General features: G+C 65.5%; 16 protein-coding genes. 10 read left to right on the top strand and 6 right to left on the bottom strand.

The annotated features are described in order from the left end of the window. Nucleotides 1-21 precede the first annotated feature (21 nt). The 5 genes from QA639_RS23350 to QA639_RS23330 all read left to right on the top strand — a co-directional run bounded on the left by QA639_RS23350 (nucleotide 22) and on the right by QA639_RS23330 (nucleotide 5,813). Nucleotides 22-1,767 carry an ArnT family glycosyltransferase gene (locus QA639_RS23350; RefSeq protein WP_028331903.1) on the top strand — a complete coding sequence of 582 codons (1,746 nt, stop codon included), beginning with the start codon at nucleotides 22-24 and terminating at the stop codon, nucleotides 1,765-1,767. Nucleotide 1,768: 1 nt separating this feature from the next. Beyond that, nucleotides 1,769-2,614: a phosphatase PAP2 family protein gene (locus QA639_RS23345; protein WP_028331904.1), complete on the top strand. Its 846-nt coding sequence runs from the start codon at nucleotides 1,769-1,771 to the stop codon at nucleotides 2,612-2,614. Nucleotides 2,615-2,680: 66 nt separating this feature from the next. Beyond that, nucleotides 2,681-3,472 carry a glycosyltransferase family 2 protein gene (locus tag QA639_RS23340; RefSeq protein WP_028352429.1) on the top strand — a complete coding sequence of 264 codons (792 nt, stop codon included), beginning with the start codon at nucleotides 2,681-2,683 and terminating at the stop codon, nucleotides 3,470-3,472. Then, the gene (locus tag QA639_RS23335; protein WP_016845896.1) at nucleotides 3,472-3,810 is read left to right on the top strand and encodes a lipid-A-disaccharide synthase N-terminal domain-containing protein; all 339 of its coding nucleotides are present in this window, start codon (nucleotides 3,472-3,474) and stop codon (nucleotides 3,808-3,810) included. Before QA639_RS23340 ends, QA639_RS23335 begins: the two co-directional genes overlap by 1 nt. Before the next feature lie 203 nt (nucleotides 3,811-4,013). Then, nucleotides 4,014-5,813: a M23 family metallopeptidase gene (locus tag QA639_RS23330; protein ID WP_157341253.1), complete on the top strand. Its 1,800-nt coding sequence runs from the start codon at nucleotides 4,014-4,016 to the stop codon at nucleotides 5,811-5,813. Between the two features lie 49 nt (nucleotides 5,814-5,862). On the opposite strand, the gene QA639_RS23325 is transcribed toward QA639_RS23330, so the two are convergent. Continuing rightward, a complete protein-coding gene (locus QA639_RS23325; protein ID WP_157341255.1) occupies nucleotides 5,863-7,563 on the bottom strand; it encodes a Na/Pi cotransporter family protein in 1,701 nt (566 codons plus the stop codon). 338 nt (nucleotides 7,564-7,901) lie between these two features. Between QA639_RS23325 and QA639_RS23320 the strand changes: the two genes are divergently transcribed. Next, the gene (locus tag QA639_RS23320) at nucleotides 7,902-8,147 is read left to right on the top strand and encodes a PilZ domain-containing protein (RefSeq protein ID WP_026192789.1); all 246 of its coding nucleotides are present in this window, start codon (nucleotides 7,902-7,904) and stop codon (nucleotides 8,145-8,147) included. Between the two features lie 140 nt (nucleotides 8,148-8,287). Beyond that, on the top strand, nucleotides 8,288-9,112 hold the full coding sequence (locus tag QA639_RS23315; protein WP_028331906.1) for a tetratricopeptide repeat protein: 825 nt from the start codon (nucleotides 8,288-8,290) through the stop codon (nucleotides 9,110-9,112). Between the two features lie 19 nt (nucleotides 9,113-9,131). Here the strand turns inward: QA639_RS23315 and QA639_RS23310 are convergent, their stop codons facing one another. The 5 genes from QA639_RS23310 to metC all read right to left on the bottom strand — a co-directional run bounded on the left by QA639_RS23310 (nucleotide 9,132) and on the right by metC (nucleotide 14,931). After that, nucleotides 9,132-10,400, bottom strand: a complete 1,269-nt coding sequence (locus tag QA639_RS23310; RefSeq protein WP_157341258.1) for a CpaE/TadZ family protein — start codon at nucleotides 10,398-10,400, stop codon at nucleotides 9,132-9,134. Next, nucleotides 10,397-11,137: a CpaD family pilus assembly protein gene (locus tag QA639_RS23305; RefSeq protein ID WP_157341260.1), complete on the bottom strand. Its 741-nt coding sequence runs from the start codon at nucleotides 11,135-11,137 to the stop codon at nucleotides 10,397-10,399. Before QA639_RS23305 ends, QA639_RS23310 begins: the two co-directional genes overlap by 4 nt. 32 nt (nucleotides 11,138-11,169) lie before the next feature. Then, entirely contained in the window at nucleotides 11,170-12,618 is a 1,449-nt protein-coding gene (locus tag QA639_RS23300; protein WP_157341262.1) for a type II and III secretion system protein family protein, read from the bottom strand. 34 nt (nucleotides 12,619-12,652) lie between these two features. Further along, complete coding sequence (gene cpaB / locus QA639_RS23295; protein ID WP_157341264.1) at nucleotides 12,653-13,453, bottom strand: Flp pilus assembly protein CpaB; 801 nt, start codon at nucleotides 13,451-13,453, stop codon at nucleotides 12,653-12,655. Nucleotides 13,454-13,734: 281 nt separating this feature from the next. Continuing rightward, the gene (gene metC, locus QA639_RS23290) at nucleotides 13,735-14,931 is read right to left on the bottom strand and encodes a cystathionine beta-lyase (RefSeq protein WP_157341266.1); all 1,197 of its coding nucleotides are present in this window, start codon (nucleotides 14,929-14,931) and stop codon (nucleotides 13,735-13,737) included. A gap of 323 nt (nucleotides 14,932-15,254) precedes the next feature. On the opposite strand from metC, the gene QA639_RS23285 reads away from it, so the two are divergent. Genes QA639_RS23285 through QA639_RS23275 form a run of 3 tightly spaced genes read left to right on the top strand, consistent with a single transcriptional unit; the run spans nucleotide 15,255 to nucleotide 19,017 of the window. Continuing rightward, nucleotides 15,255-16,271, top strand: a complete 1,017-nt coding sequence (locus QA639_RS23285) for an amino acid ABC transporter substrate-binding protein (protein WP_157341268.1) — start codon at nucleotides 15,255-15,257, stop codon at nucleotides 16,269-16,271. A 23-nt stretch (nucleotides 16,272-16,294) separates the two neighbouring features. Beyond that, on the top strand, nucleotides 16,295-17,500 hold the full coding sequence (locus tag QA639_RS23280; protein WP_157341270.1) for an amino acid ABC transporter permease: 1,206 nt from the start codon (nucleotides 16,295-16,297) through the stop codon (nucleotides 17,498-17,500). After that, a complete protein-coding gene (locus tag QA639_RS23275; RefSeq protein WP_157341272.1) occupies nucleotides 17,497-19,017 on the top strand; it encodes an amino acid ABC transporter permease in 1,521 nt (506 codons plus the stop codon). Before QA639_RS23280 ends, QA639_RS23275 begins: the two co-directional genes overlap by 4 nt. Nucleotides 19,018-19,022: the final 5 nt, after the last annotated feature.

Below are 19,022 nucleotides of genomic sequence, written 5' to 3'. Positions count from 1 at the left end.
GTTTCATCGTATGCGAAACCCATGGTGGATGGCCTCCAACCCCGGCGCTTCGGAGCAGGGCAACAGTCTGTAAAACCTGCGCATTCGAGCCGCAGGCTGTTCATGGCGTTCGAGTTCGCAACGGCCAGCCAATGGCGTTCGATCCTGTTCCTGACGCTGACCTGCCTGGTGCTGTTCCTGCCGGGCTTTTTCACCATCCCGCCGATCGACCGTGACGAGGTCCGCTTTGCCCAGGCGACCAAGCAGATGGTCGAGAGCGGTGATTTCGTCGACATCCGCTTCCAGGACGACGTCCGTTACAAGAAACCGGTCGGCATCTACTGGCTGCAGGCGGCGGCGCTGAAGACCGTCTCCGCGCTCGGGGTGCCGCGCGCCCAGGTCCGCATCTGGGTGTACCGCCTGCCGTCCCTGATCGGCGCCATCGGCGCTGTTTTGCTGACCTATTGGACGGCGCTTGCCTTCGTGACGCGGCAGGGGGCGGTGCTGGCCGCCTTGATGATGGCAAGCTGCGTGCTGCTCGGGGTCGAAGCGCGGCTCGCCAAGACCGACGCGATGCTGCTGCTGACAGTCACCGCGGCGATGGGCGCGATGGCGCGAGTCTATCTGTCGTGGCAGCGCGGCGAGGATCCTGCGCATCCGTCATGGGGCCCGCCCGCGGTCTTCTGGACGGCGCTGGCGGTCGGCATCCTGCTCAAGGGGCCGCTGATCCTGATGTTCGTCGGCCTTGCCATGGCCGGGCTTGCGATTCTCGATCGGTCGGCGGCCTGGTTCTGGCGCATGCGCCCAGTCTGGGGCCTGACGTGGACCCTCGTGCTGGTGCTGCCGTGGTTCGTGCTGATCTTCCTGCGCGCCGGCGAGACCTTCTTTGCCGACTCGGTCGGCGGCGACATGCTGAGCAAGCTCGGTGCACAGGAATCCCATGGCGCGCCGCCTGGAATCTATCTGCTGCTGTTCTGGATCACGTTCTGGCCCGGTGCGCCGCTGGCCGGCATGGCGGCGCCTGCGGTTTGGCGGGCGCGGCGCGAGCCCGGTGCGCAGTTCCTGCTGGCCTGGCTAATCCCGTCCTGGATCGTGTTCGAGGCGGTGCTGACCAAGCTGCCGCATTACGTGCTGCCGCTCTACCCGGCGATCGCGATCCTGACCGTCGGCGCGCTGGAGCGGCGCGTGCTGTCGCGCTCGCCCTGGCTGTTGCGGGGCGCCGCCTGGTGGTTCGCGATTCCCGCATTCGGCGCGGTGCTGGTGATCGTCGGCGCGATCAAGGCGATCCATCAGCCGGTGTTTCCGGCCTGGCCGTTGTTCGCCGTCGCGATGGTGTTCGGCCTGATCGCGTGGTGGTTGTTCGAGGACAGCCGCGCCGAGCGCTCGCTGCTCAATGCGGTGATTGCCGCGGCGCTGATGGCAGCCGGTACCTATGGCGTGGTGCTGCCGCGGCTCACCACCGTATTTCCGAGCCAGGAGGTCGCACGCGCCTTGCGCAACGTGACCTGCGTCGGCCCGAAGGCGGCAGCCGCCGGCTTCCACGAGCCGAGCCTCGTGTTCATGACCGATACCTCGACGCTGCTCACCGACGGATCGGGCGCCGCGGATTTCCTCGGGCAGGGCTCCTGCCGCTTCGCGCTGGTCGAACAGCGCTCGGAGCGTGCCTTCGTGCAGCGCGCCGAGGCGATCGGCCTGCGCTACAACGCACCGGTGCGCGTCGAGGGCTACAACATCTCGCAGGGCAAGGCGGTCTCGATCGCGATCTTCCGTTCCGAAGGGACGGAATGACATGCCGGCGCTGCCAGCCACCCCGGAATCCGCCAACTATTTCGGACGATTGCTGACGCTGGTTTGGCTGTCCTTTGCCCAACTCGTGCGGGCGCCGTCGCATTCGCGCCGCGCCGAGGCGGCGCGCCGTTCCGCGCGCCACGGACTTTTGCTCGTCGTCATCGTCGGCGCCGTGATCATCACGCTGATGTATGCGTTCGATGTCACCGAGATAAGTCTGATGCCGCCACGCGGCACGCCTGGTCTGTGGTGGGTGAAGACGCTCACCGATTTCGGCAAGGACGAGTATGTGCTGTGCGCGCTTGGCCTGCTGCTGATCGCGGTCGCGCTGGCGGCGCCTGCGCTGCGCGGCGTGCCGCGCGCCACCTTGCTTGGCTTCGGGACGAGGCTGCAATACCTGTTTCTGTCGGTTGTGCTCTCGGTCGCTGTCGGTGAATTGATCAAGTGGATCGTCGGCCGCGGGCGGCCCTTTGTCGGCGGCAAGGCCAATGCCTTCAACTTCCAGCATTTCGCCGGCACCGAGGCCTATTCGAGCTTTCCGTCGGGACATTCGATCACCGCGTTCGCGTTGGCCTTTGCCGTGTCCGCGGTGTGGCCGGGCGCGCGGTTCGCGATGCTGATCTATGCGCTGGTCATCGCCGCAACCCGGCTCGTGCTGCTGGCGCATCATCCGAGCGACGTGGTGGCCGGCGCGCTGGTCGGGGTGATCGGCGCAATGGTCGTGCGCTACTGGTTCGCCGCCCGCCGCCTTGGTTTTGCCATTCATCGCGACGGCACTGTGGTGGCGCTGTCAGGACCGTCGGACGGGCGTCTCAAAAGGGTTGCGAGGAGCGCCTTCGCCCCATAAAAGCGGTCGCCCGATGGCCGGATCGGGCTGGTTCCATCGCCGACAACACCAACCACGAGTGCCGATTTGCCTGCTCCCGACCAGATTCCGGTCGCCGTTTCCATCGTCGTGCCTGTGCGCAACGAGGCGGACAATATAGCGCCGTTGATCGCCGAGATCGCGGCCGCGCTCGACGGACGTTGGGCCTACGAGATCGTCTACGTCAATGACGGCTCGACCGATGCCACCGGCGAGCGGCTGAGCGCGGTCATGGCCCGGCGGCCCAATCTCCGGCAGCTCCGCCACGCGGTCTCGTCGGGCCAGTCGGCGGCCGTGCGCAGCGGCGTGCGCGCCGCGCGCGGCGCGATCGTGGCGACGCTCGACGGTGACGGGCAGAACAATCCCGCCTTCCTGCCGGACCTGATCGCGGCTGTCGAGAGCGGCAACGGCCGCGTCGGCCTCGCCGCGGGCCAGCGCGTCGGGCGCAAGGATACCGGCTTCAAGAAGCTGCAATCGCGCATCGCCAACGCGGTGCGCGGCATCATCCTGCGCGACGGCACCCGCGATACCGGATGCGGCCTGAAGGCGTTTCCGCGCGAGGTGTTTCTGGCGATGCCTTATTTCGACGGGCTGCATCGTTTTCTTCCGGCACTGGTCCGCCGCGAGGGGCTGGCGATTGCCTATGTCGATGTCGTCGATCGGCCGCGCCATTCCGGCGTGTCGAATTATGGATTTTTCGACCGGCTCTGGATCGGGATCATGGATCTCGCCGGCGTGTGGTGGCTGATCCGCCGCAAGAAGCCGACGCCGGTCGTCACTGAAGTGGTCGCTGAAGTGCCCGGTGTCACTGGCGTGCCGGGCGTGACCGAGGTGAAGTGATGCTGATTCAGTACGGTCAGGCGTTGAGCGCCTATCTCTACGACGTGTTCATCGCCAAGTTCGACTTCTGGCTGGCGTTCGGCCTGATCGCGCAATTGTTCTTCACCGCGCGCTTCCTCGTGCAGTGGATCTCCAGCGAACGCGCCGGCCAGAGCGTGGTGCCGATGGCGTTCTGGTTCTTTTCGATGGGCGGCGGCCTGATGACGCTGATCTACGGGCTTGCCAAGCGCGAGCCCGTCATCATCATCGGGCAGGGTCTCGCCACGCTGATCTACATCCGCAACATCATGCTGATCGTGAAGAACCGCGGCCGCGGGTCGAAAACGCTCGATAGCTGACTGCCGTCATCGTCGGAGCGGCGAGCGGTATGCCGGGCCTTGTTCGGCAATCTCGATAGATTCCAGCATAGGGCTCAGCCCGGCATCAATTGCGACCGAATCTGAACCAGGGTCAAACATTCGCCCCAAGCCGCATGGCATCTACGGCTTGCCGTGGGCGTGGCGGCATCTCGAGACCGTGCCCCAGGGGATGAGGGGCGTTGATGACCAGCCGTGACGAAGCGACGAAGGCGGGTGGTTATCTATCGAGCGTCCCTGGTATTCCGTCGCTTGACGAGCCGCCGCTGACAGGCGAGCGCAAATTGCCTGACCGGCGCGCCGTCAGCCTCCGCTGGATGGCGGGGACGATTCTGATCGGATCCGCCGCCGTCGCTCTTCTTGCCGGCGCGCTTCGCGGGACGTTTGGCGATCACGCGCGATTCGCAAGCGCGCCGGTCGTGTCACTTCCGCGCTTCGCAGGGCAGGTGGTTGACGAGGTGCGGCGCGGCGATCGTCTCGACCGGAGGCTCGGCTCGCAGGGCAATTCCGCTACGCTCAAGATTGAGCAGCTGAGCGATGCCGGCGCGGTCCGTCGATTTACCCGCGTGTCGGCGCGGCTCGCGGAGATCGATCTCGAACCACACCAGGAAGCGCGGGGAGACGAAAAGGACGACGCGCGAGCGGGCTCGCAACGCGACCTGCTGTCGGAACTGCCAGCCATCATACGGACAGGTCCATCGCGGCGCCCACTGCCGGGCGGCACCAGCGCCTATGCTGATGGTGAGGACGTGCCGCATCCGCCGGCTCCGATAGGTGAGGCTGTCAACGTCACCAACCTTCCGAAGTCGCCTTCGTCATCGCGTCACCGGCGACATGTCATTATCGCGAGAAGCGGCGACACGCTGTCCGCCATTCTGCGGGCGCTGGCGGCGGCAGCGGAGGATGCGCCGGCGATCCTTGCCGCTTTCCCGTCGCCCGGCGCTCAAGAGACGCTGTCCGGTGGCGAGAAAATCACGGTCATCGAACAAGGCGGAGATGCCGGTTCGCCGCGCGGCCATGTCGCGACGGTGTCGATCGAACGGGCCGGCTCCAATGTGTCTGCCGTCGGTCGCACCGATCGCGGCCAATACCAGCCGATCGTACCGGAACAGCCCGACGTCGCCTCGCGGAGCGACAGCCCGCTGCGTGAGTCGATCGATACGCATTCCGTTCCGGGCGAAACGCTCCGTGACGGCCTCAACGCGCTTGCGAGCTCCAACCACGTCGATCAGGGGATCGTTGCTGAACTGATGCGGCTCTGTGGTCGCGATTTCGATCTCGACGAGCCGCTCGGCGACGCCGATGTGGCCGAGATCATCTATGCGTCGAACGACATCGGTCAGCCGGAGTTGGTCTTCATCGATTTGACGGCGGGCGGACAGACCCGCCGGTACTATCGCTTCACGGCGCCGGACGATGGCAGCTCCGATTTCTATGATGAGACCGGCCAGTCCATCACCAAATTCCTGTTGCGCAAGCCGGTCGTGACCGGCCGCGTCGGCGACGGCTTTGGTTGGCGGATTCATCCGATCCTTGGCGACCGCCGCTTCCATGAGGGCGTCGATTATGCAGCGCCCTATGGTTCGCCCATCGCGGCCGCGGGCGCCGGCGTCGTCGAGACCGAAGGATTCGAACGGGGCTACGGGAAATATATCCGCGTGCGGCACGACCGCGGCTATGAGACGACCTATGCCCACGTCGCGAGCTTCCCGCCCGGGCTGAAGATCGGAGACCGCGTCCGTCAGGGTGAGACGATCGCCTTCGTCGGATCGACCGGGCTCTCGACCGGACCGCACCTCTATTACGAGGTGCGGATCAACGGCCGCAACGTCGATCCGCTTCGGATGAAGCTGTCAGGCGGCCGGCTGCTGCAAGGGGATCTGCTCGGGGCGTTCGATCGCCAGCGTGACAGCATCAACCAACTCGCTGCGGTCTCTGCGCTTCCACAGCGGCGTTCCGGCTCCGAACATCGGCCGCCGACATAGCGAGCGCAGATCGCATCACGCCGTGCCGCCGCGGCGGGCCTTGCCGGGGTCAGGAGCCCGGAGAGCTCGAAGGCACGGGCGCCGCAACCTCGGTCGCTTCCATGGTGGTGCTCTCGCGGTCGGCGGCGGTTTCGCCGGCGGCATCGAGCACGGGATAGGCGACCGAGCAGATGTGCGAATGGATGCGGCGAAGGTCGCGCAGCACGTCGAGATGCAGCGAAGTGGTCTCGATGGTTTCGGGCCGGCCTTCGCGGAGGCGCTCCAGATGACGCTCGACGGCGGCCAATTCGGCCGCGCGCAGCGCCGCCTTCTCGGTGAGCAGCTTGCGCGCCTCGTTGGCATCGCCCGACATGAACACGCCGAACGCGATCCGCAGCGAGTCGATCGTGCGCTTGTGGAACGCCGACAATTCCTCCGCGCCTTCGCTGGAGAATTGCAGGCGATGCTTGATCTTCTTGGTCGCGAGCTCGCTCAGGTTCTTGTCGATGATGTCGCCGATATGTTCGAGATTGATCGCGAACGCGACGATCTCCATCGCGCGCTGGCCCTCGCGCTCGTCCAGGCTGCCGCGGGTGAGTTTCGTGACGTAAAGCTTGATCGCCTCGTTCAGCCGGTCGACGGTGTTGTCCATCTTCGACACCTGGTCGACCAGGGCGCGATCGTTGGTCAGCATCGCCGCCATCACCTTGCGCAGCATGGCCTCGGTGTGATCGCCCATATGCAGCACCTCGCGCGCCGCATCGGCCAGCGCCAGTGAAGGCGTCTCCAGCGCGCTCTCGTCGAGGTAGCGCGGCCGTGATGGATCGGTCTCCTGCGCTCGCTTCGGCAGCAGACGCTCGAGCAGCCGCGCCATGTGGTCGAGCACGCCGATGAACAGCAGCGCGGTTGCAACGTTGAAGGCGATGTGGAACAGCGCAGTCGCCTTGGCGAGATCGGGCTGCCAGGCGTAGATGATCTCGGTGATCGGGCGCAGGAACGGCGCCACCAGCAGGATGCCGACGACGCGGTTGACGAGGTTGCCGACCGGCAGCCGGTAGCTCGCCGGATTGTCGCGCCGCGCGCCCTCCAGCAACGGATTGATGGCACTGCCGAGGTTGGCGCCGAGCACCAGCGCAAATGCAGCATAGGGCGAGATGAACTGGGAAAAGGCCAGCGACATCACCAGCAGCACGCTGGCGACACTGGAATGGACCAGCCAGGTGACGACGGCGCCGATCAGGATGCAGAGCACGGGATCGCCGGTGATCGCGCCCAGGAACACGCGCACGCCCGGAGCATTCTCGGCGGGCGCCATCGTATCGAGCAGGATGTGCAGCGCCAGCAGCATCAGGCCGAGGCCGATCGAGACGCGGCCGAGATCCTTGATCCGGGAGCGCGGCCCGCTGCGGAACGCGACGAGGCCGACAATGAACAGTACCGGCGCGATGGCGGCGACGTTGAACGACAGCACCTGCACGATCAGCGTGGTGCCGATATTGGCGCCGAGCATGATCGCGAGCGCCGGCACCAGGCTGACGATCTCTTCGGCGGCGAAGGAACTGGTGATCAGGGCAGTCGCGGTCGAGCTTTGGAGCAGGGCGGTCAGGCCGAGACCGGCGCCAAGGGCGGTAAAGCGATTGCGCAGCGCCCGGGCGAGCAGCAGCCGCAAGTCCGGCCCGAAGGCGCGCAGAATCCCGCTATGGACCATGTGCAGGCCCCACAGCAGGAGCGCCACGCCCCCCATCAGATCGAGCAGAACAATGCTTCCCATGCTTCCTGGCATCCCGGCGAATTCGAGTCGAAACGATATAGGTATCGTCTATCGACTGGCGATCAACCCCTTTTTGTTCTCATGCGAACAGGACGGTAGCAACGCACGCTATCGAGTGGGGCGGCCTGATCGAAGGTGCGTGATGCGCCCTGCAGGACAAATAGCTCAACTATTCTATTTTTGATTGATCCAAGCTCGCGGGGCTGGGCGAGGGCGCCCCCGGTAAACGAATCTCGAATGCGACCGCTCAATTACGATGGGTTCCGCTAGGCAGTTTCCAATCTTTCCCGGCTATGACGGTAGGCTAGGAAGTTGCCCAGAAAGGCTTGGGGATCAGAATGTTTATGAATCGCCGCAAGAGCGAACGCCGCCCGTGCCGGAGCGTCGCCAAAATTCAGCTGGGCACAGGGTCGCTGCCACGCGACTGCATGATCACCGATATTTCGGCCGGCGGCGTCAAGGTGATCGCCGAATATCTGGAGATCCCGCCGGAATTCACCATCATCCTGTCGACCGGCAGTCCGCGTCAGTGCCGGCTGGCCTGGCAAATCGGGCACGAGTTCGGCGCCCAGTTCGTCGACTGAACCAGCCATTTGGCTGCTTTCTCGCCAGGCGTCCGGCAGCGCATCTGGGCCGGATGACGGCGACATGATGGCATCCTTAACCGGACCTTAGGGTTAAGCTGTGAGCATCCCGGAACCTTCGCCGTTCCGAGTCTCGCTTAATGTTTGAGAATTTACCCCGACCCTCAGGCCGCGCGCGCCGTCTCGCGGGCACGGTATCTGCCGTGATCCTGCTGATCGGGTTGTCCGCCTGTCAAACCTCCGGCCCGTCGGACATCACCGGCTCATTGGGCGAGACGGCGGAAGCCACGCCGGCCCCGGCCGATCCGCGGCGCGACATCGCGACCTACCACGAGCGTGTCCGCGCCAACCCGAAAGACACCGATGCCGCGCTGAAATATGCCCGTGCGCTGCGCGCCACTGGCCAGCGGGCCCAGGCGGTCGCCGTGATGGAGCAGGCGGTGCTGGCGCAGCCCAGCAACAAGGCGCTGCTCGCGGGCTACGGACGGGCGCTCGCCGACAACGGCAATTTCCAGCAGGCATTCGACGTGCTCGGGCGCGCGCATACCCCGGAAGATCCGGACTGGCGTATCCTGTCGGCGCAGGGCGCCGTGCTCGACCAGCTCGATCGCCACGACGAGGCGCGGCAGTATTATGCGAGTGCGCTGAAGATCGTGCCTGACGATCCCTCAGTGCTCTCCAATATCGGGCTGTCCTATCTGCTGTCGAAGGACCTGCCGAAGGCCGAAGAGACGCTGCGCCGTGCCCGGGAGCGCGCCCCCGGCGACATGCGGGTGCGAACCAATCTCGCCGTCGTGGTTGGCTTGCAGGGCCGCCAGTCCGAAGCGGAAACCATCATGAAGGCCGATTTGCCGCCGGAGCAGGGCTCAGCCAACGTCGCCGCGCTGAAGCGGCTGTTGGCGCGCCGGGATGCGAGCCGCACCGACGCCGAGAAGATCCCGGTCGCAGCCAGTCGACGCGACTAGGGCGCTTTCAGGCGGGACGCTAGCCGGCGGCCCGGCGCCCGTCGTTTCGGCGCGACTGCAGCTTCTTGAGGATCGGCGACAGGAACGACTCGCGGGCTTCCGCGAGGTCGGGGCGGCCGGTGAGGCGCTGCGCGATCTGCAGGAAAGTCCTTGTGGTGCGGTGACGCGCGGAGACTTCCGCGATCATCTGACCGTTGTTGGCGGCTTCACCGAACAGCCTGCAGTCGAACGGGATCGCCGCGATCGGCTGGCTCTCGATCGTCTTGGCGAAATCCTTGACCTCGATCTCGGGTCGCTTCGACATGCCGACCTGGTTCAGGCAGTAGAGCGGCGGACGGTCGTTCGGACGCGCGGTCCTCAACAGGTTCATCATGTTCTTGGTGTTGCGCATGTTGGCGAGGTCGGGCTCGGCCACGATCAGGATATCGTCGGCACCGACCAGCACGCGTTTGGTCCAGGCGGTCCATTGATGCGGCACGTCGAGCACGATGCAGGACGTCGTCATGCGCATCGTATCGAAGATGGCATCGAACGCCTCGGCGCCGAAATCGTAGACCTGGTCGAGGGTGGCCGGCGCTGCCAGCAGGCTAAGATGATCGCCGCACTTTGCGAGCAGGCGTTCCATGAAGGCAGAGTCCGGACGCTCGGGCGAGAACACGGCGTTGGCGATGCCCTGCACCGGATCCTGATTGTAGTCCAGCCCGGCGGTACCGAAGGCGAGGTCGAGATCGACGACGACCGAATCCAGCCCGAGGTCGCGCGCGATGGTCCAGGCGACATTGTGGGCAATGGTCGAGGCGCCGACGCCGCCCTTGGCGCCCGCGACCGCGATCAGGCGGCCGACCGAGACCGCTTCGGAGGCCGAGAACAGGCTGCAGATCGAGCGCACGATGTCGAGCACCTTGACCGGCCCGATGACGTAGTCGTTGACGCCGCGCCGGACCAGTTCGCGATACGGCGCTGTCTCGCCGGCCGTGCCGAGCACCACGACGCGGGTGCCGGGGTCGCAGACCGTGGCGAGTTCGTCGAGACCGGCCAGGAAATCATGATCCGGCTCGGTCTCGAGCATGATGACGTTGGGCGTCGGCGCCTTGTGGTAGGCGTCGATCGCCGCGGCGATGCCGCCCATATGGACCGAGAGATGAGCCTTGGCGAGCCGGCGGTCGTCGGCAGCCGCGCGTGCGTTCGCGGCGGTCGCGACGCTGGCGCAGAAGGCCTGCACGGAAATCCGCGGCGCCGGCGCGATGTAATCGTTCGCGTGCTGCGGCTCGTCTTGTTGTTCGGTCATTTCGCGGCGTCGCTCAGCTTGGCTTTCTCGGCTTCGGGGTAGGCGGTCGCGGTCGACTCACCCTTGCGGTATTTATCGAACGCGATCGTACGGCGCGGCGTGTAGGCTGCGGTCTCGGTGCGCGGCTGTTCGAGGTCGGACGGATTGGCGACCATCGCGGCAAGGTTACGCTGCGTGGCGCAGCCGAAATTGTCGTACTGCTTGTTCTCGTTGTAGCTCGGATTGTAGATCGAGGGACCAAGGTCGCTCGGCCACACTCCGCAGGGACCGGCGACCGCGGCCATCTTCGGATAGCTCAGCCGAATGGTCGGAAGCGCGCGCGGATCGTCGAGATGATAGGGGCGCTTGGTGATGGCATGGGCGGGCACGCCCATCGACGCCAGCAGGCCGCGGATCTCCTGATATACCGCCTGTGCCGAGCGCGCGTTCGAGCTGTCGGCCGGCACGTCGATCGCAATCGCGCCGGTGCCTTCGCGGCGCCAGGTGCGCGCCAGCCCCATGACGTCGTCGCGCTGCGTTTCGGTGAGATTGCCGCGGGCGCGGCCGACGAAGACGACGATCGATTGCTCGCCTTCGGTGATTGCGATCGGATGCCGCTGCCGGTAGTCGTCGCCCACGGTGCCGGTGGCAAGATTGTCGCCTGTCAGATTGCAGCCGCCGAGCGCGATCGCTGACGTGACAAGGGCGCCGAACAGCGACAGCCTCCTGGCACGACCAGCTTGTGTGTTGCGTGTCATCATAGGATCCCCCAACCCTTCAGGTCCGCGCCTCAGTCGATGATGAAGCCGAAATTGACTGGCGTGGCGCCGATCGGCTCGCTGCGGGCGGCGACGCCGTAGATGCGATTGACGCGCGCCAGCAGGGCCGACTGCGCGTCGGACGCCGGGGCAAATCCGTCGTCGGGACGGGACAGCTCCTTCTGCGCCACGGCGCGCACCACGTAGGGCGTCACGATGACCATGAGCTCGGTCTCGTTGTTGACGAAGTCCTGGCTCCTGAAGAGCTGGCCGAGGATCGGGATCTGATCGACGCCGGGCATGCCGTTGATGGCCTGCTTGGTCTGCTCCTGGATCAAGCCGGCCATCGCGATCGAACCGCCGGAGGGCACCTCCAGCGTGGTATCGGCGCGGCGGGTCTTGATCGAGGGAATGGTCGTGCCGTTCTGGCCGCCGGTCAGGGCGTTTTCCATCGAGACTTCGGAGACCTCGGTCATCACCTTCAGGCTGATCCGTCCCTCGGTTAGCACCACCGGAGTAAAGTTGAGCGAGATGCCGAATTTCTTGAAGCTGACGGTCTGAACGCAATTGCCGATCGTGCCCGACGTCGTCGTCTGGCAGGTGACGCCGGTCGGAATCGGAAACTCGCCGCCCGAAATGAAGGTCGCCGACTCGCCGGAGATCGCGGTGAGGTTGGGTTCGGCCAGCGTCTTGACCACGCCCGCGCTCTCCATCGCGCGCAGCGTCGCGGTGACGGTCGGCACGCCGAGCTTGTTCAGGGCTGCGCCCGTCAGCCCGTTGTTGGGGGCGAGCGCACCGTTATTGGCGGTGAAGGCGTTGGCGTTGTTGAAGACCACCGCGGCGGTGCCGTAGTTCATGTTGGCGCTGAGGTCGACGCCGAGCTGCTTGACGACGTCCCGGCGGACTTCGGCGACGGTGACTTTCAGCATCACCTGGTCGCGGCCGCGGACCACGATGGAATTGACGACCTTGTCGGCGCTGCCGACCAGTTTGGCGGCGATGTCGCCGGCCTGCTGGGCCTCGACCGGGCTTGCCACCGTGCCGGTCAGGACGACGCTGTCGCCGACGCCCTCGATCTGCACGCCGGGCAGCATCTGCTTCAGCGCGGCGCGCATGCCGTTGAGGTCGCGCTTGATCGCGATGTCGTAAGAGGCGACTTGGTTGCCGTCGGCGTCGAAGAACACCACGTTGGTCTGACCGACCGCCGCGCCGATGATATAGGCGCGCTGCGCCGAGCGGATCACGGCGTTGGCGATCTTGGGATCGGCGACCAGAACGTCCTTGGCCTCGCGCGGCAGGTCGACCACGACCGACTTGCCAACGCCGAGCGAGACGGAGCGCGTCTTGGCGGCGATGCTGCTGGTCACCGCGACATCCGAGTTCTTGTCGGGATCGGTCGCGCTGGCAAGGGCAGGGATCAGCATCAGCGCGGTGATCGCCGACAATGACAGCGCGCGGACCAGCGTGGTCGACGTCGCCATTTGTTTCGCACCCGTCGTCATATCGAAGCCCCCATCACTTCTGTGTCGTCAGAGAGCTCGGGATGCCGAAGCGCACCACCTTGATGCTCTCGCCCCGCTTCGGGGCATGGTCTCTGGTCTCGTCGGTCTGCTCGTTGACGTCGGCGATGCTGCGCAGTGCCAGCGCCAGCGTGCCGCTCTGCCGGGCGCGCGCCAGCGTCTCGGCCTGCTCGGGCTTGAGCTCGAGGGTCACGGTCTTGCCGACGAGGGAGTTGTTGCCGTCCTTCTCCTTCGGTGCCTGGTCGATCGCCAGCACGCGGACGTTGGACAGCAGGATTTCAGTGGTGACGATATCGCGGCCGCCTTGCTGATCGGGATTCTTGTCGCGACGCGACAGGATCACGTCGACGCGGTCGTTCGGCAGGATGAAGCCGCCGGCGCCGGTCTCCGGCGAGATTTCGGTGGAGATCGCGCGCATGCCGGAGGGCAGGATCGCGGCCATGAAGCCGCTTCCATTGGCCTTGACCAGCTTTTGCTCGCGGATCGGTTCGCCGACGATGAAGGGCGCGCGTGCGATCGAACCGATAACGTCGTTCATGGCATTGGCGTTGGCGTCGTGACGGATGAACGCGCTGCTTGCAGTTTCAGCCGGCCAGCGCTGCCACTGGATGTCCTCGGCCTTGACCGATTGACCGAGCCCGATGTCGGACTTTGCGACCAGCACTTCGACGGTCGGCAGTTGCGCGACGGGCGGCGCGATCGGCGCCGGTTTGCGATCGCCAACGCTCGCGAGATACATGGCCGCGAGGCCTGCGACGCCGGCGATGCCGAGGACCACGATGCGTGCCGTTTTCATGCGATTGTCTGAATGCCCTTCACACAGGGCAATCGCGTCCTTGCGGCACTGACAGCCCTTCCCGAGGCATCACTACGGCCGCAAAAGTATAAGGGAACTTGATGGAAGGTCCGGACAATTAAGGGATTGGTGGGGATGGTGAACGGCGGGTTATCGGCGCCGTTGCATCTCCGCAGAATCCCGGAGATCGTGCGTGCTTAAGGCGTACGACGTTGGTCGCAACGCGGCGTCAGCGCCGGTGGAGCGTGGTTAATGTCGTCTAACGTGGCAGGGCGCGAGGATCAGAGCGCGGCCTTCAACGCCGCAAATCCACGGTCGAGATCGGCCTTGAGGTCGTCGAGATTCTCGAGCCCGATATGCAGCCGCAGCGTCGGTCCGCCCGGCGACCATTTGGTCGCGGTGCGATAGTCGCTGCAGTCGAACGGGATGGCGAGGCTTTCGAAGCCGCCCCAGGAAAAGCCCATGCCGAACAGGGTGAGCGCGTTCAGCATTGCATCGACCGCGGTCTGCGGCACCGGCTTCAGCACGATGCTGAACAGCCCGGAGGCGCCGGTGAAGTCGCGTTTCCAGATCGCGTGCCCGGGATCGGTGTCGAGGGCAGGGTGCAGCACGCGATCGACCTCGGGCCGCGCGCCGAGCCAGCGCGCGATCTCGAGCCCGGAGCGGTGGTGCTGAGCAAGCCGCACCGATAGCGTGCGAACCCCGCGCAGCGCGAGATAGACGTCGTCGGGGCCGGCGCAGACGCCGAGCAGGCGGATCGCCTCCTGGATCAGCGGCCAGGCTTTCGCATTGGCTGCGATGGTGCCGAACATGATGTCGGAGTGGCCGCCGATATATTTGGTGCCGGCCTGCATGCTGATGTCGACGCCCTGTTCGAGCGAGCGGTGATAGAGCGGCGTCGCCCAGGTGTTGTCGTCGATCATGAGCGCGCCGCGGGCGTGCGTCACGGCCGATATCGCCCGCACGTCCGGCATCTCGAACGTCTGCGAGCCGGGCGCTTCGATCAGCACGGCGCGGGTGTTAGGCTTGAATAGCGTCTCGATGCCGGCGCCGATCAGCGGGTCGAAATAGCTGGTCTCGATGCCGTAGCGCTTGAGCATGTTGTCGCAGAAATTGCGGGTCGGCCGATAGGCATTGTCGCACACCAGAAGGTGATCGCCGGTTTTGAGCACGGCGAGCAGCGTGGTGCTGATCGACGCCAGTCCCGACGGGGCAAGGCCGACGCCGGCGCATTGCGGGCCTTCCAGCGCCATCAGCACGTCCTGCAGCGCCCGTGTGGTCGGGCTGCCGTGGCGGCCGTAGGTAAATTCGGCGCGATGGGCGTGGAGGTCCTCCGCGGTCGGGTAGAGCACGGTCGAGCCGTGAAACACCGGCGGATTGACAAAGCCCTTCTGGGCCTTGGTGTCGCGGCCGGCCGTGACCAGGCGGGTGGCGGCCTGTTGCGGGTGGGAGGGCGTGGAGCCGTCGGAGGAGGTCATGAAGCGCTGCCGTTGAACTTTAGACTTTTTGCCGCAGCCGTACCGCGAAGACGGGGCCAGGCCGGGAGGTGTTACTAACAAGAGGTAGAAGACATGCGTCAACCCCTTGACCCGGCTCGTCAGTCGCTATGTGATGCGGCGCAACTACCAGTCGCCGCACGTTGAGGGGCCTGCCGCGACCTACGATCCGTTGCCTGACCGGTTTGCAGGTCAAACTGCCGGTCAAATCGGCATTTTTGCTGCAAGGGATCATTGGGATGGCCCGTGAACGCGAGGCGATCACAATGCAAACGTCCACCGGACGACCCTGAAAGGCCCCGCCCATGAAACGCGTATCCCTGGCTGTCACCCTTGCCGCTGCCACCGCCCTGTCGGTCCAGGCCGCCTCGGCGCAAACCCTCAAGACGGTCAAGGACCGAGGCCAGCTGTCCTGCGGCGTCAGCGGCGGCCTGCCGGGCTTCTCGTCGCCGGACGACAAGGGGAACTGGACCGGCATCGACGTCGACATCTGTCGTGGCATCGCGGCGGCGATCTTCGACGATCCGTCCAAGGTCAAGTTCGTGCCGCTGTCGGCCAAGGACCGCTTCACCGCGCTGCAGTCGGGCGAGATCGACGTGCTGTCGCGCAATACCACCTGGACGCTGTCGCGCGATACCTCGCTCGGCGCCAACTTCACCGGCGTGACCTATTATGACGGGCAGGGCTTTCTGGTGAAGAAGTCGCTCAAGGTGAACTCGGCGCTGGAGCTGAACAGCGCGTCGGTCTGCGTGCAGACCGGCACTACGACCGAGCAGAACCTCGCCGACTACTTCAAGGGCAACAACATGAAGTACGAGGTGATCGCGTTCGCCGGCGCCGACGAGACCGTGAAGGCCTACGAGACCGGCCGTTGCGACGTGTTCACCTCCGACGTGTCCCAGCTCTATGCGCAGCGGCTGAAGCTCGCCAACCCGGCCGACCACGTCGTGCTGCCCGAGATCATCTCCAAGGAGCCGCTCGGCCCGATGGTTCGCCATGGCGACGACCAGTGGTTCGACATCGTGAAGTGGGCGCTGTTCGCCCAGATCAATGCCGAGGAACTCGGCGTCACCCAGAAGAACGTCGACGAGATGGCCAAGTCGGACAAGCCCGACCTCAAGCGCGCGTTCGGCACCGACGGCAATCTCGGTGAGCAGCTCGGCCTGACCAAGGACTGGTTCTCCCGCATCATCAAGGCCGTCGGCAATTACGGCGAGATGTACGACCGCAACGTCGGCGCCGGATCGAAGCTGCAGATCGCACGCGGGCTCAACAATCTCTGGAACAAGGGCGGCATCCAGTACGCGCCTCCGATCCGCTGATCGGTGACGAGGCGGCTGCGGCGATGACGACCGAGCCCCGAAAACCACCGCCGCAGTTCATCTTCCGCCTGAAGCGCGCGCTCGGCGGCCAGTCCGGCTGGACTGGCCTTGCCGTGCAGATCGTGTTCGCGGCGGTGTTGGCCTGGGTCGCCTATGAGATCGTGGCCAATGCCCGCGCCAACCTGGAGACGCAGCGCATTGCCTCCGGGTTCGGGTTTCTCAAAAACAATGCGGGCTTTGATGTCAGCCTGAACCTGATCCCGTATTCGGGGTCGGACACCTACACGCGGGTGTTCTTCGTCGGCCTGCTCAACACGCTGCTGGTTGCGGGCATTGGCATCGTCTTCGCCACCATCATTGGCTTCATCATTGCGCTGTGCCGGCTGTCGCCGAACTGGCTGCTGGCGCGGTTCGGCGAGATCTATGTCGAGATCGTCCGCAATCTGCCGCTGCTGTTCCAGCTGTTATTCTGGTACCTCGCGGTGCTCGCGGCGCTGCCGGGGCCGCGCCAGAGCATCTCGCTGTTCAACGCCTTCTTCCTCTCCAATCGCGGGCTGGTGATCCCGCGGCCGATCGGCGAGGCCGGGCTTGATCCGTTTCTGATCGCGCTCGCGATCGCCATCGCAGGCGCGCTGGCGCTGCGCGGCTACGCAAGGCGGGCGCTGTTTCAACGCGGGCAGGCGATCCGGATCTGGCCCTATGTGCTCGGCCTGCTAGCTGGTTTGCCGTTGGTGACGATGCTGGTGTTCGGGCTGCCGGTGACCTTCGAGCTGCCGCAACTCAAGGGCTTCAACTTCGCCGGCGGCGCGCGGGTGATTCCGGAGCTGGTTGCGCTGGTGGTTGCGCTGTCGACCTATACGGCCGCCTTCATCGCCGAGATCGTCCGCGCCGGTATTCTGTCGGTCCATAAGGGACAGATGGAAGCCGGCTCGTCGCTCGGCCTGTCGCGCGGCACCACCTTGCGGCTGATCGTCGTGCCGCAGGCGATGCGCGTCATCGTTCCGCCGCTGACCAACCAGTACCTCAACCTGACCAAGAATTCGTCGCTGGCGGTCGCGATCGGCTATCCCGACCTGGTCTCGGTATTTGCCGGAACGACGCTGAGCCAGACCGGCCAGGCGATCGAGATCATCGCCATCACCATGGGCGTGTACCTCCTGATCTCGCTGGTCACCAGCGCGATCATGAGTGTCTATGGCTGGCGCATCAACCGGAGCCTTGGGGCATGACCGACGCCACCGCGTCATCCTTTGTCCGGCAGGACCTGGTGCCCGAGCGCCGGGCGCCGGTGAAGACCACCGGCCTCGTCGGTTTCATCCGCACGCGGCTGTTGAATTCGCCGACCAATATCCTGCTGACGGTCGTGGCGCTGGGGCTGCTCTGGTACACGATCGTTCCCGCGTTCAAGTTCCTGCTGGTCGATGCGGTCTGGAGCGGCAAGGACCGCAATGCATGCCTCGCCGAGACTGCCGGCCGTCAGGTCGGCGCCTGCTGGCCCTATATCCAGGCCAAGCTCACCCAGCTGATCTATGGCTTCTATCCGGAAGCCGAGCGCTGGCGCGTCAACCTGACCTTCGTCCTCGCGGCCGTCCTGTTGCTGCCACTCCTTATTCCGCGCCTGCCGGCGAAGGGCCTGAATGCGAGCCTGTTCTTCTTCGCGTTCCCGGCGGTCGCCTTCTTCCTGCTGCGCGGCGGCGGACTAGCCGGTTTCGGCGTCAGCTGGGTCGCGAGCCTGTTGCAGCTGTTCGACGACAGCGTCGTCAATGCCGGTCAGGCGCTGGTCAATCTCAGCCGGAGTTCGGCGATCGGGCCGCTGCTGTGGGCGGTCGGCAACATCATCGTGCTCGTCGGCAGCCTGATCGGCTGGCTGATCTTTCCCCTGACCTGGCTGCGCGAGCAGCTCCAGATGTCGAGCCAGCCGCTGTGGTTCGACTTCCTGCTGACCACGGCGATCGTCTCGCCGATCCTGTTTTTCCTCGGCGGCGGCATGCGAACCGGACAACGCGCGCTGCTCGGGAGCCTGGCGAGCTTTGCCGGCATCGCGATCGTGATCAAGCTGATGGGGCTCGACCGCGGCGGACTGCCCATCGTCGACACCAGGCTGTGGGGCGGCCTCCTGGTGACGCTGGTGGTGTCTGTCACCGGCATCGTCACCTCGATGCCGATCGGGATCGCGCTGGCGCTGGGCCGCCGCTCGACCATTCCGCTGATCCGGATATTCTCGATCGCCTTCATCGAGTTCTGGCGTGGCGTGCCGCTGATCACGGTGCTGTTCTTCGCTACCTACATGCTGCCGCTGTTCCTGCCGGGCAACTTCAACGTCGACGGGCTGGTCCGTGCGCTGATCGGCATTGCGCTGTTTGCCGGCGCCTACCAGGCCGAGGTGGTGCGCGGCGGCCTTGCCGCAATCCCGCGCGGGCAGGGCGAGGCGGCGAGCGCGCTCGGCCTGTCCTGGTGGAAGACCACGTCGCTGATCGTGATGCCGCAGGCGCTGCGCCACGTCATTCCGGGGCTCGTCAACAGCTTCATCGCGCTGTTCAAGGACACCTCGCTGGTCTCGATCGTTGCGCTGTTCGACCTCTTGGGGTCGTTGCATGCGACGTTCTCCGATCCGACCTGGTCGACGCCGACCACGGCCTTTACCGGCTTCGCCTTCGCTGGAATGATCTACTTCGTGTTCTGCTTTGGAATGTCGCGCTATTCGCTGTTCGTCGAAAACCGGCTCAACGCTCACCGCCGCCACTGAACAAG

The organism is Bradyrhizobium pachyrhizi (genome assembly GCF_029714545.1).
In the GTDB taxonomy this organism is placed as follows: Bacteria; Pseudomonadota; Alphaproteobacteria; order Rhizobiales; family Xanthobacteraceae; genus Bradyrhizobium; species Bradyrhizobium pachyrhizi.
The sequence above is the reverse complement of the archived record's forward strand: the minus strand, read 5'-3'. Positions and strand labels throughout refer to the sequence as shown.